Source organism: Streptomyces sp. NPDC057307, from assembly GCF_042667665.1.
In the GTDB taxonomy this organism is placed as follows: Bacteria; Actinomycetota; Actinomycetes; order Streptomycetales; family Streptomycetaceae; genus Streptomyces.
Genome location: NZ_JBHUZM010000089.1, coordinates 15,860 through 31,601, shown reverse-complemented (window position 1 = coordinate 31,601; position 15,742 = coordinate 15,860). Strand labels below are relative to the sequence as shown.

Below are 15,742 nucleotides of genomic sequence, written 5' to 3'. Positions count from 1 at the left end.
GAGCCGATCTCGCCGCGGACCACGTCCGTGTGTGTGTCCGCGTTACCGCGGCTTCTCCTCCTCGTGCAGGGTCTTGACCTGACCGTCCGTCAGGGCCTTGTCGTAGACGCGTACCTGGTCGATCGATCCGTTCCAGAAGTCGCCCTTGGCGCCGTCGTACTTGGCGCGGCCGAGCGACAGCGGTCCGGTGCTCACGTCGACCGGACCGGCGGCGGCGGTGGCGACCGGGGCGCCGTCGACGTACAGCGTGATGTCGTCCGACGCCGAGTCACGGACCCCGACGAGGTGGTACCAGCGGTCCGTCTCCGGCTCGGTCACCAGCCGGGCGCGGTTGCCGCCCGGGGTGCTGAAGGCGAACGCGCCCTGGCCGTACTGGAGATAGAACGGATTCTCCGTCCGACGGCCGTCCTGGCTGACCGCCGTCGCGTAGTTGCCGGGGAGTTCGTCGAGGGTGACCCAGGCCGACACCGAGTAGCTCTTGGTGGTGTCGACGACCGGTCCTTCGGTCTGCGCGTACTGACCGTCGCCGTCGAAGGCGAGCGCGGAGCCGCTGACGCCCGGCGTCCAGGCGGCGCCGCCGACCAGACTGAGGGCCTTGCCGTTCGGGCCCTTGTCCGTGGCCCTGGTGCCCTTCCCCTCGTCCAGCGGCCAGTGTCCGCCGCCGCTCAGCTCGTCCCGTTCGCCCGCTTCGGCGCCGGCCTTGATGACCTTCAGATTGATGGCGCGTACGCGCGCCGGATCGACCTTGATCTGCCTGCGGTCGTAGGTGTAGAAGCCGTTGAGTTCGTTCTCCAGGTCGCTGACCTGGGTGTAGACGGAGCCCGACAGTTCGGCGTTCGCCGCTTCGAGGTAGAAGTCCGTGGTGTTCTGGACGTACTTCGCGGTGAGCGCGTCCTTGTCGGCCACCCCGCTGTAGATCGCGGCGGGCGGGCCGGGCCACATGTGCCCGGGGGTACGGAGGGTGAAGCCGCCGTGCTCACCGTCCATCGCGGCGCGGTGGTCGGGGAACGGGGCGTCGTTGTTGACGTAGTCGTGGTGGTCGATGATCTCGCCCTTGCCCGAATCCCCCTTGGAGGAGCAGCAGTTGACGCCACTGTGCGCGTTGACGATCCGGGAGGGGTCGGTCTGCTTCACCGATTCGGCGATCCGGCCGGTCTCCTCACGGTTCCACTCGCCCCAGCCCTCGTTGAAGACGATCCAGCCGATGACGGACGGCGAGTTGTGCAGCTGCCGCATCATCTGCTTGCCCTCGTCGACGAAGGTCTTCTGTCCGGCCTCGCTGGTGATGTCGCTGGAGACGAAGTCCTGCCAGACGAGCAGACCGAGCTTGTCGGCGTGGTGGTAGAAGCGGGCCGACTCGACCTTGATGTGCTTGCGTACGGCGTTGAAGCCGAGCTTCTTCTGCGCTTCGAGGTCGAACTTGAGGGCCGCGTCGCTGGGCTGGGTGTAGAGGCCGTCGGGCCAGAACCCCTGGTCCAGCATGGCGAGGGAGAAGATCGGCTTCCCGTTGAGCACGAGCTTCTGGTAGCCGCCGACCTTCTCGATACCGACGGACCGCATACCGAAGTAGCTGTCGACGCTGTCGGTGGACCGGCCGTCGGTGAGGGTGACGTCGAGGTCGTAGAGGTACGGGTCGTCCGGGGTCCAGAGCCGCTGGTTCTTGATCGGCAGGCGCAGTTCGGTGCCGGGCCGGCCGCTGACCGTCGAGACGATCCGGCCCTTGGCGTCGCGTGCGACCGCCCTGACCTTGGCGTCCGGTGAGGCCTTGGCGGAGTTGACGGTGACGGCCAGGGTGCGCGAGTCGATGTCGGGCGTGGTGACGAGTTCGTCGACGGCCGCCTTCGCGACGGGCTCCATCCAGACCGTCTGCCAGATGCCCGACGACTGGGTGTAGACGATGCCGCCGGGGTCGGTGGACTGCTTGCCCATCGGCTGGTTGGGGCCGTTGGTGTCGGTGACGGCGACGACGATCTCCTGCGGGCCCTTGCCGCCGTTCCGGAGGGCGTCGGTGATGTCGGCGCTGAACGCCGTGTAGCCGCCGGTGTGTTCGGTGACCTGTTCGCCGTTGACCCAGACGCGGGTCGCGTAGTCGACGGCGTCGAAGTTGAGCTTCAGCCGCTTGCCGCCGCCGACCTGCCAGTTCGCGGGGACGGTCACGAGCTTGCGGTAGAACATGTGGTCCTCGTGGCGTTCGAGGCCGGAGAGCTGCGACTCGACCGGGAACGGCACGATGATCTTCTCGTCCAGGTTCTTGCCGAAGACGGGCTTCTCGTCCTTCTCGGCGCCCGCGAACTGCCAAGGACCGTTGAGGTTCTTCCAGTTGTCGCGCACCTGCTGCGGACGCGGGTACTCGGGCAGCGGGTTGTCCGGGTCGAGCTTGTCGCCCCACTCGGTGGTGAGCCGGTGCGTGGACTCGTTGGCCGCCGTGCGCATGATCTCCGGCACGGTCTCGCCGCCGGCCTGGAGGCCGCCCTGGCCGTCGTAACGGAAGCTGACCCGCTGGTCCTTCTGGACCGGCGCCTTGAGCGTGACGGTCAGGGAGTACGGGTCACCGGGGGTGCGGGCGACGGAGGAGACCGGCATCGGGCTCGTGTCGACCTCGACCTTCAGATGGTCCTTGAGCGCCCCGATCGTGCCGCCGACCTTGTCCTCGAAGGTCGCGCGGACCTGGCGGCCGTCCTTCCCGACCGTCAGCGAGACCGGGTAGATCTCGAAGTCGGCGGGCGGGGTGAACGCGGACTCGGGGACGATCTGCTTCTCGGTCCCCGCACCCGACCAGCGCAGGAACATGTTCGCGCCGCCGATGTCCTGGAACATCTCGACGCGGATCGCCTGCGGCTCACCGGCCTTGAGCGTGACCGGTGCGCTGGTCTGCTCCTTGTCCCAGTCCGGCTCCCAGTGGTCGATGACCGCCTTGTCGCCGATCCAGACGCGGAAGCCGTTGTCGCCGGTCGCGTAGAAGGTGTAGTCGCCGCTCGCGGGGGCCTCGATACTGCCGGTCCAGCGGGCGGTGGTGTGTTCCGTACGGCCGGTCAGGGACTCGAACGTCGAGGCCAGGCCCGGGAATTCGATCTGCGGGTCGAGGGCCACTCCCCCGAGGTCGGCGAAGTCGCGCGCGCCGGGCGCGGACATGCTGAAGTACTCGCCCTTGAGGCCGTGCACCTCGCCGGCGGGCGCGGCGGCGGGCGCGGTGTCCGCGGCCGTCGCGGCCGGGGAGAAGCCGGTCGTCGGCAGCAGCAGGGCGACGGCGAGCAGCAGCGAGCGGAACAGGGGGCGGGAGCGCAGCAGTGGGCGGGCGGCGGGCTTTCGTCTCATGGAAGTCCTCGATGTCCTCGCGCGGACGGGGGCGGAAGGGGTTTCGTCCCGGCATTACAACGTTGGAAATTGTCCGCAGCGGAATGACAGCACGACCGCTCGGCGGGTGTCCAGAGTTATGACACAAGGTGTTCGCGGGACGTGGGTGAGAAATGGTGCTTCTGAGAAACGGCGCTGCCGTGAGAAACGGTGTTGCCGTGGCGCGGGTTCGGCTCTACGGTCGTCCCCATGAAGCGTGCCGCCATGACGACGACGCCGGAGAGTGTCCCGGCGCGCTGACTGCTGATCCAGTTCGAAGCCCCGGGGCGAGTGCCCCGGGGCTTCGTCACGTGGTCACTCGTTCCGCACCAGCGAGGAGACCACGATGCACGACCACCGCAGACTCGGCCGCGAGTTGGGCCTGTTCGACACCGACCCGCTGATCGGCGCGGGGCTGCCGTACTGGCTGCCCGACGGCGCGACCGTGCGGCACGCCCTGGAGGAGTACGTCCGCGGTGTGGAGCGGCGTGCGGGCTACCGGCATGTGTACTCGCCGGTGCTGGGCAAACGGGAGCTGTACGAGATCTCCGGGCACTGGTCGCACTACAGCGACGACATGTTCCCACCGATGGAGCTGGGCGGGGAGCAGTTCGTCCTGCGGCCGAGCCTGTGCCCGCACCATGCGCTGATCTACCGGTCCCGCGCCCACAGCTACCGTGAACTGCCGCTGCGGATCGCCGAGTTGGGCGGCATGTACCGCTCCGAGCTGTCCGGGGTACTGGGCGGCCTCACCCGCGTACGGTCGATTCAGCTCAACGACGCGCATATCTTCTGCACCGTGGACCAGGTGGCCGAGGAGGCGCGGGCCGCGCTGGAGCTGATCCGGCGGGCGTACGACGCGCTCGGCATCCGCCCTGCGCGGTTCCGGCTCTCGCTGCCGGGGCCCGGCGGGAAGTATGTCGCCGATCCGGCCCTGTGGGAGCGGTCCGCGGCGCTGCTGACCGAGGTTCTGGACAGCTCGGGCGTCGGGTACGAGGCGGTGGAGGGCGAGGCGGCGTTCTACGGCCCGAAGATCGACGTGCAGATCGCCGACGAGGCCGGGCGTGAGTCGACCCTGTCCACCGTCCAGGTCGACTTCCACCAGCCCGAACGGTTCGATCTGCGGTACATCGGCGCGGACGGGGCCAAGCACCGGCCGGTGATGATCCATCGCAGTGTCATCGGCAGCGTCGAGCGGGCTGTCGCGCATCTCGTGGAGCGGCACGGTGGCGCCTTTCCCGGCTGGCTCGCGCCGACCCAGGTCGTGGTGCTGCCGGTCTCCGCCACCGAACTGCCCCAGGCGGAACGGCTCGTGGAGCGCTGTGCGCGACGGGGGCTGCGGGCGGAGGTCTCGGGGCCGGAACACGGCACCCTGGGCGCGCGGATCAGGGCGGCCAGGCTGGTGCCGTACCAGGCGGTGATCGGGACGCGGGAGGCCGCCGGAGACTCGGTGGCGCTGCGGCTGCGGGACGGGCGGCGCGTGGACGCCCTGCCGGCGGCCGAACTGCTCGCCCGTGTCGGCGCGCTGGTCGGCGCGTTCAGCACCGATCTCTGGGAGGAGAAGCAGGAGGGCGACAGAGACAGGGAACAGCGGAACGAGACCGGTCGTGGTGCGTCCGGCTCATGATCTTGGGTACCCGGTCCTCATGCTGAAACACCGACGTATCCGAATCCTGCTGGTCCTGCTGGTGAGTTGGGCCGCGACGGTCGGAGTGGAGCGGTTCCGCGGGGACCTGCCCTGGCTCACGGCCGCCGTACACGCACTGCCGTGGGCGGCGCTGGTCGCTTTCGTCTGGTGGTTCGCGGAGTGGACCCAGGTGCGGCGCCGCCCCTCGTGACCGGTCGTGCTCCGGGGTGTGTCTCGTTGGTCTCACCCCGTCGACCGCTGAGAGGCGATTGACGGGGTACCCGGTGCTCAGGGACGGAAGGCCGGCAGACGGCCGGCCCTCCGGCCCGAACCGCACTCGGCGGTACCAAGAATGGGGAGTCTCAGATGTACATAGGTCTCGGAACAGTCGTCGTCATCCTGGTCGTCATCGTCGTCGTCATGCTTCTGCGTCGGCGCTGACACTCCACCACCGGATTCACATGCTTACTCCAGTCGACAACCATTAGGTCCTGCATTACAGTCGTCTGTATGGAGAGCATTCAGCCCGGTACGTCCGAATCCCCGCCCCAGACAGCGGCTCCGCTGCTGGGTGAGCCTCTGCCGGTCGAGCTCATGAACACGATCTGGGCCGGCCGGGACGGCGTACACGACGAGCTGACACATCCCGAAGGTCTCGCGGCCTGGCTGCGCGGCGTCCAGCCGCGTCTCTCACCGGCCGGCGGACCGTCCCTCGCGCAGCTGCCGGACCCGTCGGCGGAAGATCTCCGGCGGTTCCGGCAGCTGCGCGACGCGCTGCGCCTCCTCGCCGCCGTCACGACGGGCGACACACGGGAGACACCTGGCGCGGGGCTCGTCCCCGACGCCGTCCCCGGCGTCGCGTCCGACGCCGGCCACCTCACGACGGCGGTCGCCGCCGTGAACGAGGCATGCGCGTACGCGCCCTCCTGGTCCGCGCTGGAGTGGACCGGGGCCGGCGGCCCGACCCGTACGGAGGTCGCGAACGGCGCCCCGTACGCGCGGATCCTCTCGCGCGTCGCGGAGGAAGGGGTACGCCTCGTCACCGGGCCCGGCCGGGCCGAGTTGCGGGCCTGCCACGGCCCGCGCTGCGTGCTGTATTTCGTGCGCTCCCACCCGCGCCGGGAGTGGTGTTCCGCCGACTGCGGGAACCGCGCCCGGGTGGCCCGCCACTACCGGCGCCACCGTGACGCCGGCGAGGCGGCCAAGGCGTGAGCCGACACCCCGCAGGGGCGTGAACAGGCGCCCCGCCGCAGGGATGCGAACCGACACAGACACTCGGGGCCTCAGACAAGGAGTCCGTCATGGTCAACGTCCACCACCGCTACGCGACCGTCCAGGGCCGAGAGCTGTTCTACCGGGAGGCCGGGCCGGTCGACGCGCCCGTGCTCGTGCTGCTGCACGGCTTCCCCACCAGCTCGTTCATGTTCCGCCATCTCATCCCGGAGCTGGCGGACCGCTATCACGTCATCGCCCCCGACCACCTCGGCTTCGGTCTGTCCGACGCGCCGCAGGTCGGGGAGTTCGACTACACCTTCGACGCCCTCGCCGACCTGACCGGGCAACTGCTCGCCGGACTCGGGGTGTCCCGGTATGCCATTTACGTCCAGGACTACGGCGCCCCCGTCGGGTGGCGCCTGGCGCTCAAGGACCCGGACGCGATCACGGCGATCATCACGCAGAACGGCAACGGGTACGAGGCGGGGCTCGTCGAGAGCTTCTGGGGTACCGCCCGCGCCTACTGGCGCGAACAGACCCCCGAGACGGTGGGTGCCATCCGCGAGGCCCTCAGCCTGGACGCGATCAAGTGGCAGTATCTGCACGGCGTGCCGGACCCGAGCCTGGTCAGCCCCGACACCTGGCTGCACGACCACGCCCTCGTCTCGCGCCCCGGCAACGACCGTGTCCAGCTCAAACTGCTGCTCGACTACGCCAACAACCTGCCGCTCTATCCGCCCCTGCACGCCTATCTGCGTGACCGCCGGCCCCCGCTGCTGGCCGTCTGGGGCAAGAACGACGAGATCTTCGGCCCGGCGGGCGCGGAGGCGTTCACCGCCGACGTCCCCGACGCGCAGGTGCACCTCGTCGACGGTGGCCACTTCCTGCTCGAAAGCGCCCTGGACGAGGTCGCCGAGCTGATCCGGACGTTCCTCGCGAAGGCGGATCTGCCGGCCGGCTGACGAACCGGGTCCACCCGCGGCAAGAGGGACAGGACACCCGCCAGAGCAAGAGCCCCGTCCGACACACCGCGCACTGCCCGGCCGGCCCGCACGGCGAGTGGAGAATCCAGAAATGACGGATTCCTCATCAGCCGCCGGATACACCGGGCGGACCGAGTGCGGTGGGCCGACGCGGACGCCGTGGCGGGCGTTCCTGCGTACCGAGACCGGCAGCGCGGCCGTACTGCTGATCGCCGTGATCGCCGCGCTGGCCTGGGCGAACGCCGACCTCTCGTCGTACGACCGCTTCTGGCGGACACATGTGGGGCTGTCGTTCGGGTCGCGGAGTCTGTCCCTCGAAGTACGCGACTGGGTCAACAGCGGCCTGATGGCGGTGTTCTTCTTCGTCGTCGGTCTCGAGGCGCGCCGCGAGCGGGACATGGGCGAGCTGCGTGACGGGCGGCGGATCGCGCTGCCGGTGTTCGTCGGGGTCAGCGGCATGCTCGTGCCCGTCGCCATCTATCTCCTCGTCAACGCCGGGCACGGCACCACCCACGGCTGGGGCGCCGCGATGTCCACGGACACCGCCTTCGCCCTGGGCATGCTCGCCCTGCTCGGCAAGCGGCTGCCCACGGGGCTGCGTACGTTCATCCTGGCCGTGACCGTCGTCGACGACTTCGTGGCTCTCGGGGTCATCACCTTCGCCTACAGCGAGCGCGTCCATCCCGTCGCACTGGTCGTGGCCATCGGCATCCTCGGCGTGATCGTGCTGCTGCGCTACCAGGGCGTACGCCGGGGCGGCTGGTACGCGCTGCTCGCGGCCGCCGCGTGGGTCGCGCTGTGGGAATCCGGTGTCGATCCCGTCGTCGTCGGGCTGATCATGGGGCTGCTCACCTCCGCGTATCCCGCCGCCCGCGGGGATCTCGAACGGGCCAGCGGCCTCTTCCGCCGGTTCAGGGAACAGCCGACGCCGGAGCTCGAACGCTCGGCGCGGATCGGGCTGGCGTCGGCGATCTCGCCGAACGACCGGCTCCTGCGGATGTACCACCCGTGGTCCAGCTACGTGATCGTGCCGGTGTTCGCGCTGGCCAACGCGGGGATCCCGATCACCGCCGAGGAGCTGTCGCAGGCGTTCACCTCCCCCGTCACGCTGGGCATCGTGTGCGCCTTCGTCGTCGGCAAACCGGTGGCGGTCCTCACCGCCTCGTGGCTCACCGCGCGCCTCAGCCACGGCCGGCTGCGCCCGCCCGTCGGCTGGGGCGCCGTCACCGCAGGCGGGACGATCGCGGGTGCCGGCTTCACGGTGTCGCTGCTGATCGCCACCCTGGCCTTCGACGGCGAACAGCTCGAGAACGCGAAGATCGGCACACTCACCGCTCTGATCTGCGCGTTCGCGGTGACCTGGGCCGTCAGCGCCGTGATCGGACTGCTGCCGAAGCGGCGCCGTAACCGCGCCCTGCTCGGCACCGCCGAGTCGATCGTCGACCTCGCGGTGATGGTCGATCCCGAACTCGACAAGATCCGCGGCCCGTTGGACGCCCCGGTCACGGTCGTGGAGTACGGCGACTTCGACTGCCCGTACTGCGGGAAGGCCGAACCGGTCATCAGGGAGCTGCTGGCCGACTTCGGAGACGTCCGCTACGTGTGGCGGCACATGCCGCTGACCGATGTGCACCCGGGTGCGATGCTCGGCGCCGAGGCGTCGGAGGCCGCGCACGACCAGGGGGCGTTCTGGGACATGCACGATCTCCTGCTGGCGCGCGAGGGCACGCTCCGGTTCGCGGACGCGCTCCGCTTCGCCGCCGATCTCGGGCTGGACACCGAGCGCTTCGAGCGGCACCTGCGGCGCCACAAGGGCGCGGGGCGGATCTCCGAGGACGTGGACTCCGCCGACGTCAGCGGGGTGTCCGGGACGCCGACGTTCTTCATCAACGGGCGCCGCCACCACGGGGCGTACGACATCGGCCATCTCTCGGCGGCGGTGCGCACCGCCCGGCAGCAGGCGGCGCTCACCGAGCCGGAGTCATGACGCCGGAGAGCCGTTCCCTCAGGTGTTCAACGGGTCGCCGTCCACGGCCAGTTCGGCCGCCGCGCGGGCCAGGGTCGGCCGGTGGCCGAAGAGGCCGGGCAGGCCGCCCGAGTGCAGGAAGACCGTGCGGTGGCCCGGTGTGATCTCACCGGACTTGACCGCGGCCGTCAGTCCGGCCATCGCGCGACCGGTGTAGATGGGGTCGAGCACCATGCCCTCGGTGCGGGCGGCCAGGGTGAGGGCGGTCATGACGGGTTCGGTGAGCGCGGGGTAGCCGGCGCCGACCTGGTCGAGGCGGATACGCAGGGACTCCGGGGAGAAGTGCGTACCGGAGAGCCCGGAGACCAGGTCCGACACGACGTGGGCCGGTTCGTCGACGGCTCCGCAGTGGACGCCCAGTACCCGCTCGGGTCCCAGCGCGTCGACCAGTCCGGCCATGGTGCCGCCGGAGCCGAGCGCGACCACGACGGACGCCAGGTCGGGTGCCTGGGTGAGGAGTTCCTGTCCGCATTCGACATAGCCGCGCGCGCCGAGCACGCTGGTGCCGCCGAAGGGGATCAGCGCGGGGACGGCGCCCCGGTCCCGGAGCGTGCCCGCCACATGCCGGGCGGTGGCGGCGGTCTCCTCCCGGCCGCCTTCGCCGGCCCACACCACCCGCGCGCCGAACAGGCCGTCGAGGGTGAGATTGCCGGACTCGGACGATCCGGGGCCACCGGCCAGTACGAGAACGACGTCGAGCCCCAGCCGGGCGCCGGCCGCCGCGGTGAGGCGGGCGTGATTGCTCTGCGGCGCGCCGGTCGTCACGAGGAGCGTGGCGCCGTCGGCCAGTGCCGCCCCGCAGGTCCATTCCAGTTTGCGTACCTTGTTGCCACCGCCGCCGAGACCGACGAGGTCGTCGCGTTTGACCCAGAGGTCGTCGGCGCCGAGGCCGAGTGCGCGGGCCAGGCGTGGCATCGGTTCGAGCGGGGTCGGCCAGCTGCCGAGCGTGGCGCGCGGCGGCTGAACGCCGCCCGTAGACGTGGTCACCATGGTTCTACTCTGCCTGCCCGCTCCGCGACTCGCCGCTCGCGGCGCCCCGCCCCGCGCGCCGCGCCGGACAGCCACAGCCACGCGGTCCCTGCGGTCCTCGCGGTCCGGTGTTCTATTCGGTGTCGGCGTCCGTCTCGGTGGACGTGTCGGTGTCCGCGGCGACGTCCGTGTCGGTGGACGTGCGCCCGACCAGCCGTTCGTAGCGCTGGCGGGCGGCCTGCGGGGTGCCGAGACCGAGGCCGAAGGCGACCTCCTGCCAGGTCATGCCCCTGCCCCGCGCCATCCGGAGCAGTCCCGCTTCCAGTTCGTCCATGTCCCCACGGGCGCGCGGCACGAGGCTCAGCGCGGCGGTGATGTCGGCCCGGTCCACCTCCGGCTCCCCCTCCTCCGGCTTCGCCGCCCCGCTGAGCAGGAACGACACAAGCCGGACGGCTTCGTGCGGCGCGATGACGGACGGGTGCGCCTGCCGGCGGCGCTGCGAGTCGGTGGCCGCGTGCCGCTCGGCGATACGGAACAGGGACGCGTGCACGCGGTGCACGCGGGCCTGGTCCGGGTGGGGAGCGGTGAACGGGTCGGAGACGTGCTGGTCAGGAGTCGATGGCATACGGCAAGCATGCTTCGCCACACATCTCGGTGTCAACCAACCGTGTTGAACAGTTCGTTCAACACCGATGCGACCTGCGGCTCACGGGCGGTACACCTCGCCCGGCTTCGGAACCGCCGGCGCGAAGAGCTGGGGAACGGTCACGAAGGTGAAGCCGCGCTTCTTCAACTTCTCGATGATCCCCGGCACGGCCGGGACCGTCCCGTCGTAGATGTCGTGGAGCAGGATGATCCCGTCGGCGGACGCGTCGTCGAGGATGCGGCGCTCGATGAGGGCGGAGTCGGTCGTGGAGTAGTCCTTGGCCGTGGCGCTCCACAGGATCTGCGACAGGCCGAGTTCACGGGAGATGTCCGTGACGTCGTCGTTGGTACGGCCCTGGGGCGGGCGCATCAGTGTGGGCCTGTGCCCGGTGATCTCGGCGATGGCGTTCTGGGTGCGGGCGAGTTCCTCGCGTATCGCGTCCCGGTCGAGATCGGTGAGTATGCCGTGGCTCCAGGTGTGGTTGGCGACCTCGTGCCCCTCGTCGGCGATGCGGCGCACGGTGTCGGGATGGGCCAGAACATGGTTCTTGCCCAGCAGGAAGAAGGTGGCGGGCACCTTCTTCTCCTTGAGGATGTCCAGCAGCCGGGGCGTGTCCTTGCCGGGGCCGGCGTCGAAGGTGAGGGCGATGCACTTGGCCTTGGCGCAGTCGACGGAGCCGTACTCACCCTTGCCGTCACCTCCCGCGCCGCCCCTGACCGAGGCGGGCGAGACGGTCTGCGTCCCACAGCCGGTGAGGGTCAGGGCAAGGGTCGCGACGACGGCGAGCGCGGCGGCGGCCGTACGGCGCACGGGCGCGAATGAGCTGTTTTCGGGCATGGCGGAGCTGGGTGTGGCGTTTTTGGGCATGACGGAGCCTTCTCTGCGTTCTGTGCCTGTGTTGTGTGGCTGCCTTCCGCGTCCGCGCCCGCGTCCGCGTCCGCGGTTCTCGCGGCGCCCGGCGGGCCCGGAGTGCGGGGCATGCGCGGCTTACGGCGGCGCGGGCGGAACCGGCGCGACGGAACCCGCCCCGGGGCCTCGCGACGGTGCGCGCGAGCGGGGTCGCGCGGGAGTGGGCGCGGGTCGCCGCGCGAAGGAAGTGGCCCTCAGAAGGGCGAGTGCTTACATCCGGATCCCGTCACCGCGAGCGGGCGCGGGGGTGGCCGGATGGGGCCGGGCAGGGCAGAACAAGCCAGGCCAGGCGGGGTCCCATGACATGCGAGTCACTATACACACGCGGTATACGCGGAGTGCATAGAGGTCCGGAAGTCGCCCGTCGAAGGGCGGCAACACGGTGAACCCGCTCAATTCGTACGTTGGAGTGCCCCGTTACGGGAACACGGTCCGGGACAGCCGAGGTCCAGGTCCTGAGCCGCAAGGCGGACCCCCGGGCCCTCTCAGCAGGAGGCCGCGGAAACGATGGACACCAACCTCACGTTCACCCTGGTCGTCGTCGCCGCCGTCGTGGTCGCGGTCGTCGCGATGCTCGTCGCGACAGTCGTTCTGTTCGTCAAGGTCTTCCGGACCCGCCGGCTGCTGCTCCAGGCAGGGGTGCCGCTGACCAACCGCGCCGCGTACTGGGGAGCCCTCATCTATGTGGTGAGCCCCGTCGACCTGCTGCCCGACCCCGTCTATCTCGACGACATCGGCGTCCTGCTGCTCGCCCTGCGCTCCCTGCACGCGGCGTCGGCCGGTGCGGTGGCTCACGTCCAGGGCCGGGAACGCAAAGGATCGCGGACGAGAAGCACTCGTCCGCGATCCCTCGGTTCCCCGTGAAGGAGCCCTGCGGGGCTCCGGTTGATCAGCTGATCCGGTGGACCAGCTGGGTGTTCAGTTCGTAGCGCGCGCCGACTATCTCCAGCTCACCCGCGGCCACCTTGGCGGCGAGGTCGGGGTCCGCCGCCAGGCTCGAACGGACCAGCCGCACCTGGGCGTCGACGGTGGAGTCCACGCGCGCGTCGCCCTCCTGCGAGTGGTCGATCGCGGGCTCGATCTGGTCGGCCAGGTACTGGATGTGGGCGGGCAGGGGCTCGCCCGTCTCCTCCGCGTGCACGGCGGCGGCCACGGCGCCGCACGACTGGTGTCCGAGGACCAGGACCAGCGGGATGCCCAGCTCCAGGACGCCGTAGGCGATGCTGCCGCGGACAGCCTCGTCCAGGACCTCACCGGCGGACCGGACGGTCATGAGGTCGCCGAGCCCCTGGTCGAAGATCAGCTCCGGCGGGACGCGCGAGTCGATGCAGCCGAGTATCAGCGCGAAGGGGTCCTGACCGGACACCAGCGCCTGCCGCACGGCGTGCGACTCGTTCGGGTGGTGCTGGTTGAAGGTGCGCCACCGGCGGTTGCCCGTGGAGAGTTCCGCCAGTGCGGCGGCGGGAGTGGTGGGCCTCTTGGAACGCGAAGTGGGAGTCCGGGTGGCGGCACCCGCCGGCGCACCGGCGATGAGTCCGCTTCCGGCCGCGGTGGCGACCGCCGCGGTGGCGACGGAGGCGCGGAGCAGCGCGCGGCGGCTGGTCGCCACCGGCATCTGAGCATGTGTGGTCATCTTCACGCACGGACGTTAACGCCCGTAACATTAAAGGACTTTCATACATGGGAAGTCTTGGGTCCCTCTTGAATGTCCCTTGGCTATAGATGACCTGAGTGTGACCGCCGCCGATCGATTCGCGACGTCCAGTGATCGACGAAACGCTTCGCGCGCGTGCGAGCGCGAGGATGTTCATGAGGCCGAACTGCGCCTGCGGCAACGGGAGTTCACCTCATGTACACATTCAGTTCAGCTGCCTCCGCCTGCGGCGGCGGGCCGGTCGGCCCAACTCTCCTGGACCGGAACCGCCTTCAGCTCGGGCCGACCGCGGCCTCGATGTGGGCGAGTTGGGCGGCGAGGATCTCGTCGAACGCGGCGCGGCGATCCACCCCGAGGGGACGGACGTCGCGGGCGAAGTGGGCCAGGGCCGGAAAGCGTTCGGGGTCGGCGCCCAGTGCCGCCACGCGGAACAGCTCCATGCCCTGTTCGTACTCTCCGGGGGTGACGGTGCTGACCCCGGCCTCGGAGGCGGAGCGCTGGCCATGACCCGTGCCGACGGGTCGGAACGTCAAGGACGAGCCTGGTCGCGGGATTCGAAATGGTTCAGGGCGGCGGGGAGGGGCGGTCAGCTCACGCCGCGTGGCCGGAACTGGACGCTGATGCGCGCGCCCACCGCGCGCGTCGTCTTGGGGATCGCGTGCTCCCAGGTGCGCTGACAGGAGCCGCCCATCACGATGAGGTCGCCGTGGCCGAGGGGTCTGCGGACGACGGAGCCGTGGCGATGGCGGGGCCGTAGCACCAGATCGCGCGGGGAGCCGACGGACAGGATCGCGACCATGGTGTCCTCGTGCGAGCCACGGCCCGTCCGGTCGCCGTGCCAGGCGACGCCGTCGTGGCCGTCGCGGTAGTAGCAGAGTCCGGCGGTCGCGAACGGCTCGCCCAGCTCATCGGTGTAGTACGCGCTCAGCGCGTTACGCGCCTCGGCCAGGACCGGGTGCGGCAGCCCCTCCCGCGTACCGTCGCCCCGCTCTCCGTAGAAGGCGAGCAGCCGTGGCACCGCCACCTCCCGCTCGTACATCCGCCGGCGCTCGGCGCGCCACGGCACGCCGGAGGCCAGCTCCTCGTAGAGCGCGTCGGCTCCGCCGAGCCAGCCGGGGAGCAGATCGATCCACGCCCCGTCGCCGAGGACGGTCCGGCGGACGTCCGTGAGCGGGCCCAGCCGGATCTCGTCGGTCTGGTCGAAGAGCGAACCCTGCGCGTGCACTGCCATACGTCCAGCATAACCACACATTCGAACGTACGAACGAATACCTGCCCCGAGTGGAAACCCGGGGCAGACCGGCCTCAGCCCAGCGCCTCCCGCCGGTCCAGCCACTCGCGCGGCGCGCCGTCCACCCCCGTACGCGCGCCCACGATGCCGCCCGTGATGGCGCACGTCGTGTCGACGTCGCCGAACGCCTCGGCCGTCGCCCACAGCGCGGCCTCCAGGTCGTCGTGGTGCCTGGCCGCCGTCCAGACGGCGAACGGGACGGTGTCGTCCGCCCTGATGTGCTGTCCGTTGCCGAGGATGTCCGACGCCTGCCGCGGCTCGGTGTCGAAGGGCACGTCCACCGCCCGTGCGAGACCGTCCCGTACCGGTCCCCGAGGGGTCGCGTCCGCGACCGCGGCGATCGTCAGTTCACCGCGGGCCGAGAGCGCCGCGGCGACGGCGACGGCCACGGCGCCCGCGATGCCCTGCGGATGGGCGTGGGTCACCTCGGCGGACAACGTGGCCTGTTCCACGACGCGTCCGAGGTCGTCCGCGAACCGTGCGCCGAGGGGCGCGACACGCATCGCCGCCCCGTTCCCGAGGCTGCCGCCCTCGAAGAGGGTGGGCGCGAGGGTCCGCCAACTCGCCGGTTCCGCGAGGAGTTGGGGCAGCAGGATGTGCATGCCGTGCCCGTAGCCGCGCCCCGGATCGGCGTCGAAGGCGAGCGCGAAGCCGAGCGCGAGACGGTCCTGGTCGATGAAGCCGCCCTGGTCGAGCACCCGTTGGACGGCGAGGGCCATCGCCGTGTCGTCGGTCCAGCGCCACTCGGACTCCCGCGGAGTGATACGGGCCTTGACCTCCGCGTACGCCCGTGACCGGTCACGGAACAGCGGGAACCAGCGCTCACCGAAGGCGTCGCCGAGCGCGAGCCCTTCGAGACTCCGGCGGGCCGCCTCCCGGCCGGACGCGGGCGGGGAGGGCGGGGAGACCGGGGTGTCCGGGGTGTCGGCGGCGACCGGGGAGACCGACGGGGGCGTGACGGAGGTCGTACGGGGCCGGGCCGGAGGTCGCGTCGGTGGCGTCATACGCCTCATGCTGCCGTGCGCGGCCTCCGGCCGTATATCCCTTTTCGCCTCCCTTTCGCCGACCGCTCCGACCGCTCCGGCCGCT

General features: G+C 70.6%; 12 protein-coding genes and 2 pseudogenes. 6 read left to right on the top strand and 8 right to left on the bottom strand.

Going from position 1 to position 15,742, the window contains the following annotated elements:
• Nucleotides 1-42 precede the first annotated feature (42 nt).
• Nucleotides 43-3,315 carry a LamG-like jellyroll fold domain-containing protein gene (locus ACFUN8_RS25710; RefSeq protein WP_383642004.1) on the bottom strand — a complete coding sequence of 1,091 codons (3,273 nt, stop codon included), beginning with the start codon at nt 3,313-3,315 and terminating at the stop codon, nt 43-45.
• A 298-nt stretch (nt 3,316-3,613) separates the two neighbouring features.
• Between ACFUN8_RS25710 and thrS the strand changes: the two are divergent.
• The 5 genes and pseudogenes from thrS to nhaA all read left to right on the top strand — a co-directional run.
• A pseudogene (gene thrS / locus ACFUN8_RS25705) lies at nt 3,614-4,960 on the top strand (threonine--tRNA ligase); the annotation flags it as partial.
• A gap of 19 nt (nt 4,961-4,979) precedes the next feature.
• Entirely contained in the window at nt 4,980-5,171 is a 192-nt protein-coding gene (locus tag ACFUN8_RS25700; RefSeq protein WP_383642001.1) for a hypothetical protein, read from the top strand.
• A 299-nt stretch (nt 5,172-5,470) separates the two neighbouring features.
• Nucleotides 5,471-6,172, top strand: coding sequence for a CGNR zinc finger domain-containing protein (locus ACFUN8_RS25695; protein ID WP_383641999.1), 702 nt, complete (start codon nt 5,471-5,473; stop codon nt 6,170-6,172).
• An 89-nt stretch (nt 6,173-6,261) separates the two neighbouring features.
• A complete protein-coding gene (locus ACFUN8_RS25690) occupies nt 6,262-7,137 on the top strand; it encodes an alpha/beta fold hydrolase (RefSeq protein ID WP_383641996.1) in 876 nt (291 codons plus the stop codon).
• A 112-nt stretch (nt 7,138-7,249) separates the two neighbouring features.
• On the top strand, nt 7,250-9,145 hold the full coding sequence (gene nhaA / locus ACFUN8_RS25685) for a Na+/H+ antiporter NhaA (RefSeq protein WP_383641994.1): 1,896 nt from the start codon (nt 7,250-7,252) through the stop codon (nt 9,143-9,145).
• 18 nt (nt 9,146-9,163) lie between these two features.
• Here the strand turns inward: nhaA and ACFUN8_RS25680 are convergent, their stop codons facing one another.
• The 3 genes from ACFUN8_RS25680 to ACFUN8_RS25670 all read right to left on the bottom strand — a co-directional run bounded on the left by ACFUN8_RS25680 (nt 9,164) and on the right by ACFUN8_RS25670 (nt 11,636).
• Nucleotides 9,164-10,174, bottom strand: a complete 1,011-nt coding sequence (locus ACFUN8_RS25680; protein WP_383641991.1) for a D-cysteine desulfhydrase family protein — start codon at nt 10,172-10,174, stop codon at nt 9,164-9,166.
• Between the two features lie 112 nt (nt 10,175-10,286).
• Nucleotides 10,287-10,778 carry a DNA-binding protein gene (locus ACFUN8_RS25675; RefSeq protein ID WP_383641988.1) on the bottom strand — a complete coding sequence of 164 codons (492 nt, stop codon included), beginning with the start codon at nt 10,776-10,778 and terminating at the stop codon, nt 10,287-10,289.
• An 81-nt stretch (nt 10,779-10,859) separates the two neighbouring features.
• Nucleotides 10,860-11,636 (bottom strand): polysaccharide deacetylase family protein, encoded by a 777-nt coding sequence (locus ACFUN8_RS25670; RefSeq protein WP_383642016.1) that lies wholly within the window; start codon nt 11,634-11,636, stop codon nt 10,860-10,862.
• A 579-nt stretch (nt 11,637-12,215) separates the two neighbouring features.
• On the opposite strand from ACFUN8_RS25670, the gene ACFUN8_RS25665 reads away from it, so the two are divergent.
• Nucleotides 12,216-12,572: a YkvA family protein gene (locus ACFUN8_RS25665; protein ID WP_383641985.1), complete on the top strand. Its 357-nt coding sequence runs from the start codon at nt 12,216-12,218 to the stop codon at nt 12,570-12,572.
• A 25-nt stretch (nt 12,573-12,597) separates the two neighbouring features.
• Here the strand turns inward: ACFUN8_RS25665 and ACFUN8_RS25660 are convergent, their stop codons facing one another.
• The 4 genes and pseudogenes from ACFUN8_RS25660 to ACFUN8_RS25645 all read right to left on the bottom strand — a co-directional run bounded on the left by ACFUN8_RS25660 (nt 12,598) and on the right by ACFUN8_RS25645 (nt 15,657).
• Complete coding sequence (locus ACFUN8_RS25660) at nt 12,598-13,341, bottom strand: carbonic anhydrase (RefSeq protein ID WP_383642013.1); 744 nt, start codon at nt 13,339-13,341, stop codon at nt 12,598-12,600.
• A gap of 293 nt (nt 13,342-13,634) precedes the next feature.
• A pseudogene (locus ACFUN8_RS25655) lies at nt 13,635-13,853 on the bottom strand (TetR/AcrR family transcriptional regulator); the annotation flags it as partial.
• Nucleotides 13,854-13,948: 95 nt separating this feature from the next.
• Nucleotides 13,949-14,593 carry an alpha-ketoglutarate-dependent dioxygenase AlkB gene (locus ACFUN8_RS25650; RefSeq protein WP_383641982.1) on the bottom strand — a complete coding sequence of 215 codons (645 nt, stop codon included), beginning with the start codon at nt 14,591-14,593 and terminating at the stop codon, nt 13,949-13,951.
• Between the two features lie 74 nt (nt 14,594-14,667).
• The gene (locus ACFUN8_RS25645) at nt 14,668-15,657 is read right to left on the bottom strand and encodes an ADP-ribosylglycohydrolase family protein (RefSeq protein ID WP_383641979.1); all 990 of its coding nucleotides are present in this window, start codon (nt 15,655-15,657) and stop codon (nt 14,668-14,670) included.
• Nucleotides 15,658-15,742 lie beyond the last annotated feature (85 nt).

What these genes read in the sequence shown, in the direction of transcription:
- ACFUN8_RS25710 (WP_383642004.1), bottom strand. Translation starts at nt 3,315, where the DNA reads ATGAGACGAAAGCCCGCCGCCCGCCCACTGCTGCGCTCCCGCCCCCTG.
- ACFUN8_RS25700 (WP_383642001.1), top strand. Translation starts at nt 4,980, where the DNA reads ATGCTGAAACACCGACGTATCCGAATCCTGCTGGTCCTGCTGGTGAGT.
- ACFUN8_RS25695 (WP_383641999.1), top strand. Translation starts at nt 5,471, where the DNA reads ATGGAGAGCATTCAGCCCGGTACGTCCGAATCCCCGCCCCAGACAGCG.
- ACFUN8_RS25690 (WP_383641996.1), top strand. Translation starts at nt 6,262, where the DNA reads ATGGTCAACGTCCACCACCGCTACGCGACCGTCCAGGGCCGAGAGCTG.
- nhaA (WP_383641994.1), top strand. Translation starts at nt 7,250, where the DNA reads ATGACGGATTCCTCATCAGCCGCCGGATACACCGGGCGGACCGAGTGC.
- ACFUN8_RS25680 (WP_383641991.1), bottom strand. Translation starts at nt 10,174, where the DNA reads ATGGTGACCACGTCTACGGGCGGCGTTCAGCCGCCGCGCGCCACGCTC.
- ACFUN8_RS25675 (WP_383641988.1), bottom strand. Translation starts at nt 10,778, where the DNA reads ATGCCATCGACTCCTGACCAGCACGTCTCCGACCCGTTCACCGCTCCC.
- ACFUN8_RS25670 (WP_383642016.1), bottom strand. Translation starts at nt 11,636, where the DNA reads ATGCCCGAAAACAGCTCATTCGCGCCCGTGCGCCGTACGGCCGCCGCC.
- ACFUN8_RS25665 (WP_383641985.1), top strand. Translation starts at nt 12,216, where the DNA reads ATGGACACCAACCTCACGTTCACCCTGGTCGTCGTCGCCGCCGTCGTG.
- ACFUN8_RS25660 (WP_383642013.1), bottom strand. Translation starts at nt 13,341, where the DNA reads ATGACCACACATGCTCAGATGCCGGTGGCGACCAGCCGCCGCGCGCTG.
- ACFUN8_RS25650 (WP_383641982.1), bottom strand. Translation starts at nt 14,593, where the DNA reads ATGGCAGTGCACGCGCAGGGTTCGCTCTTCGACCAGACCGACGAGATC.
- ACFUN8_RS25645 (WP_383641979.1), bottom strand. Translation starts at nt 15,657, where the DNA reads ATGACGCCACCGACGCGACCTCCGGCCCGGCCCCGTACGACCTCCGTC.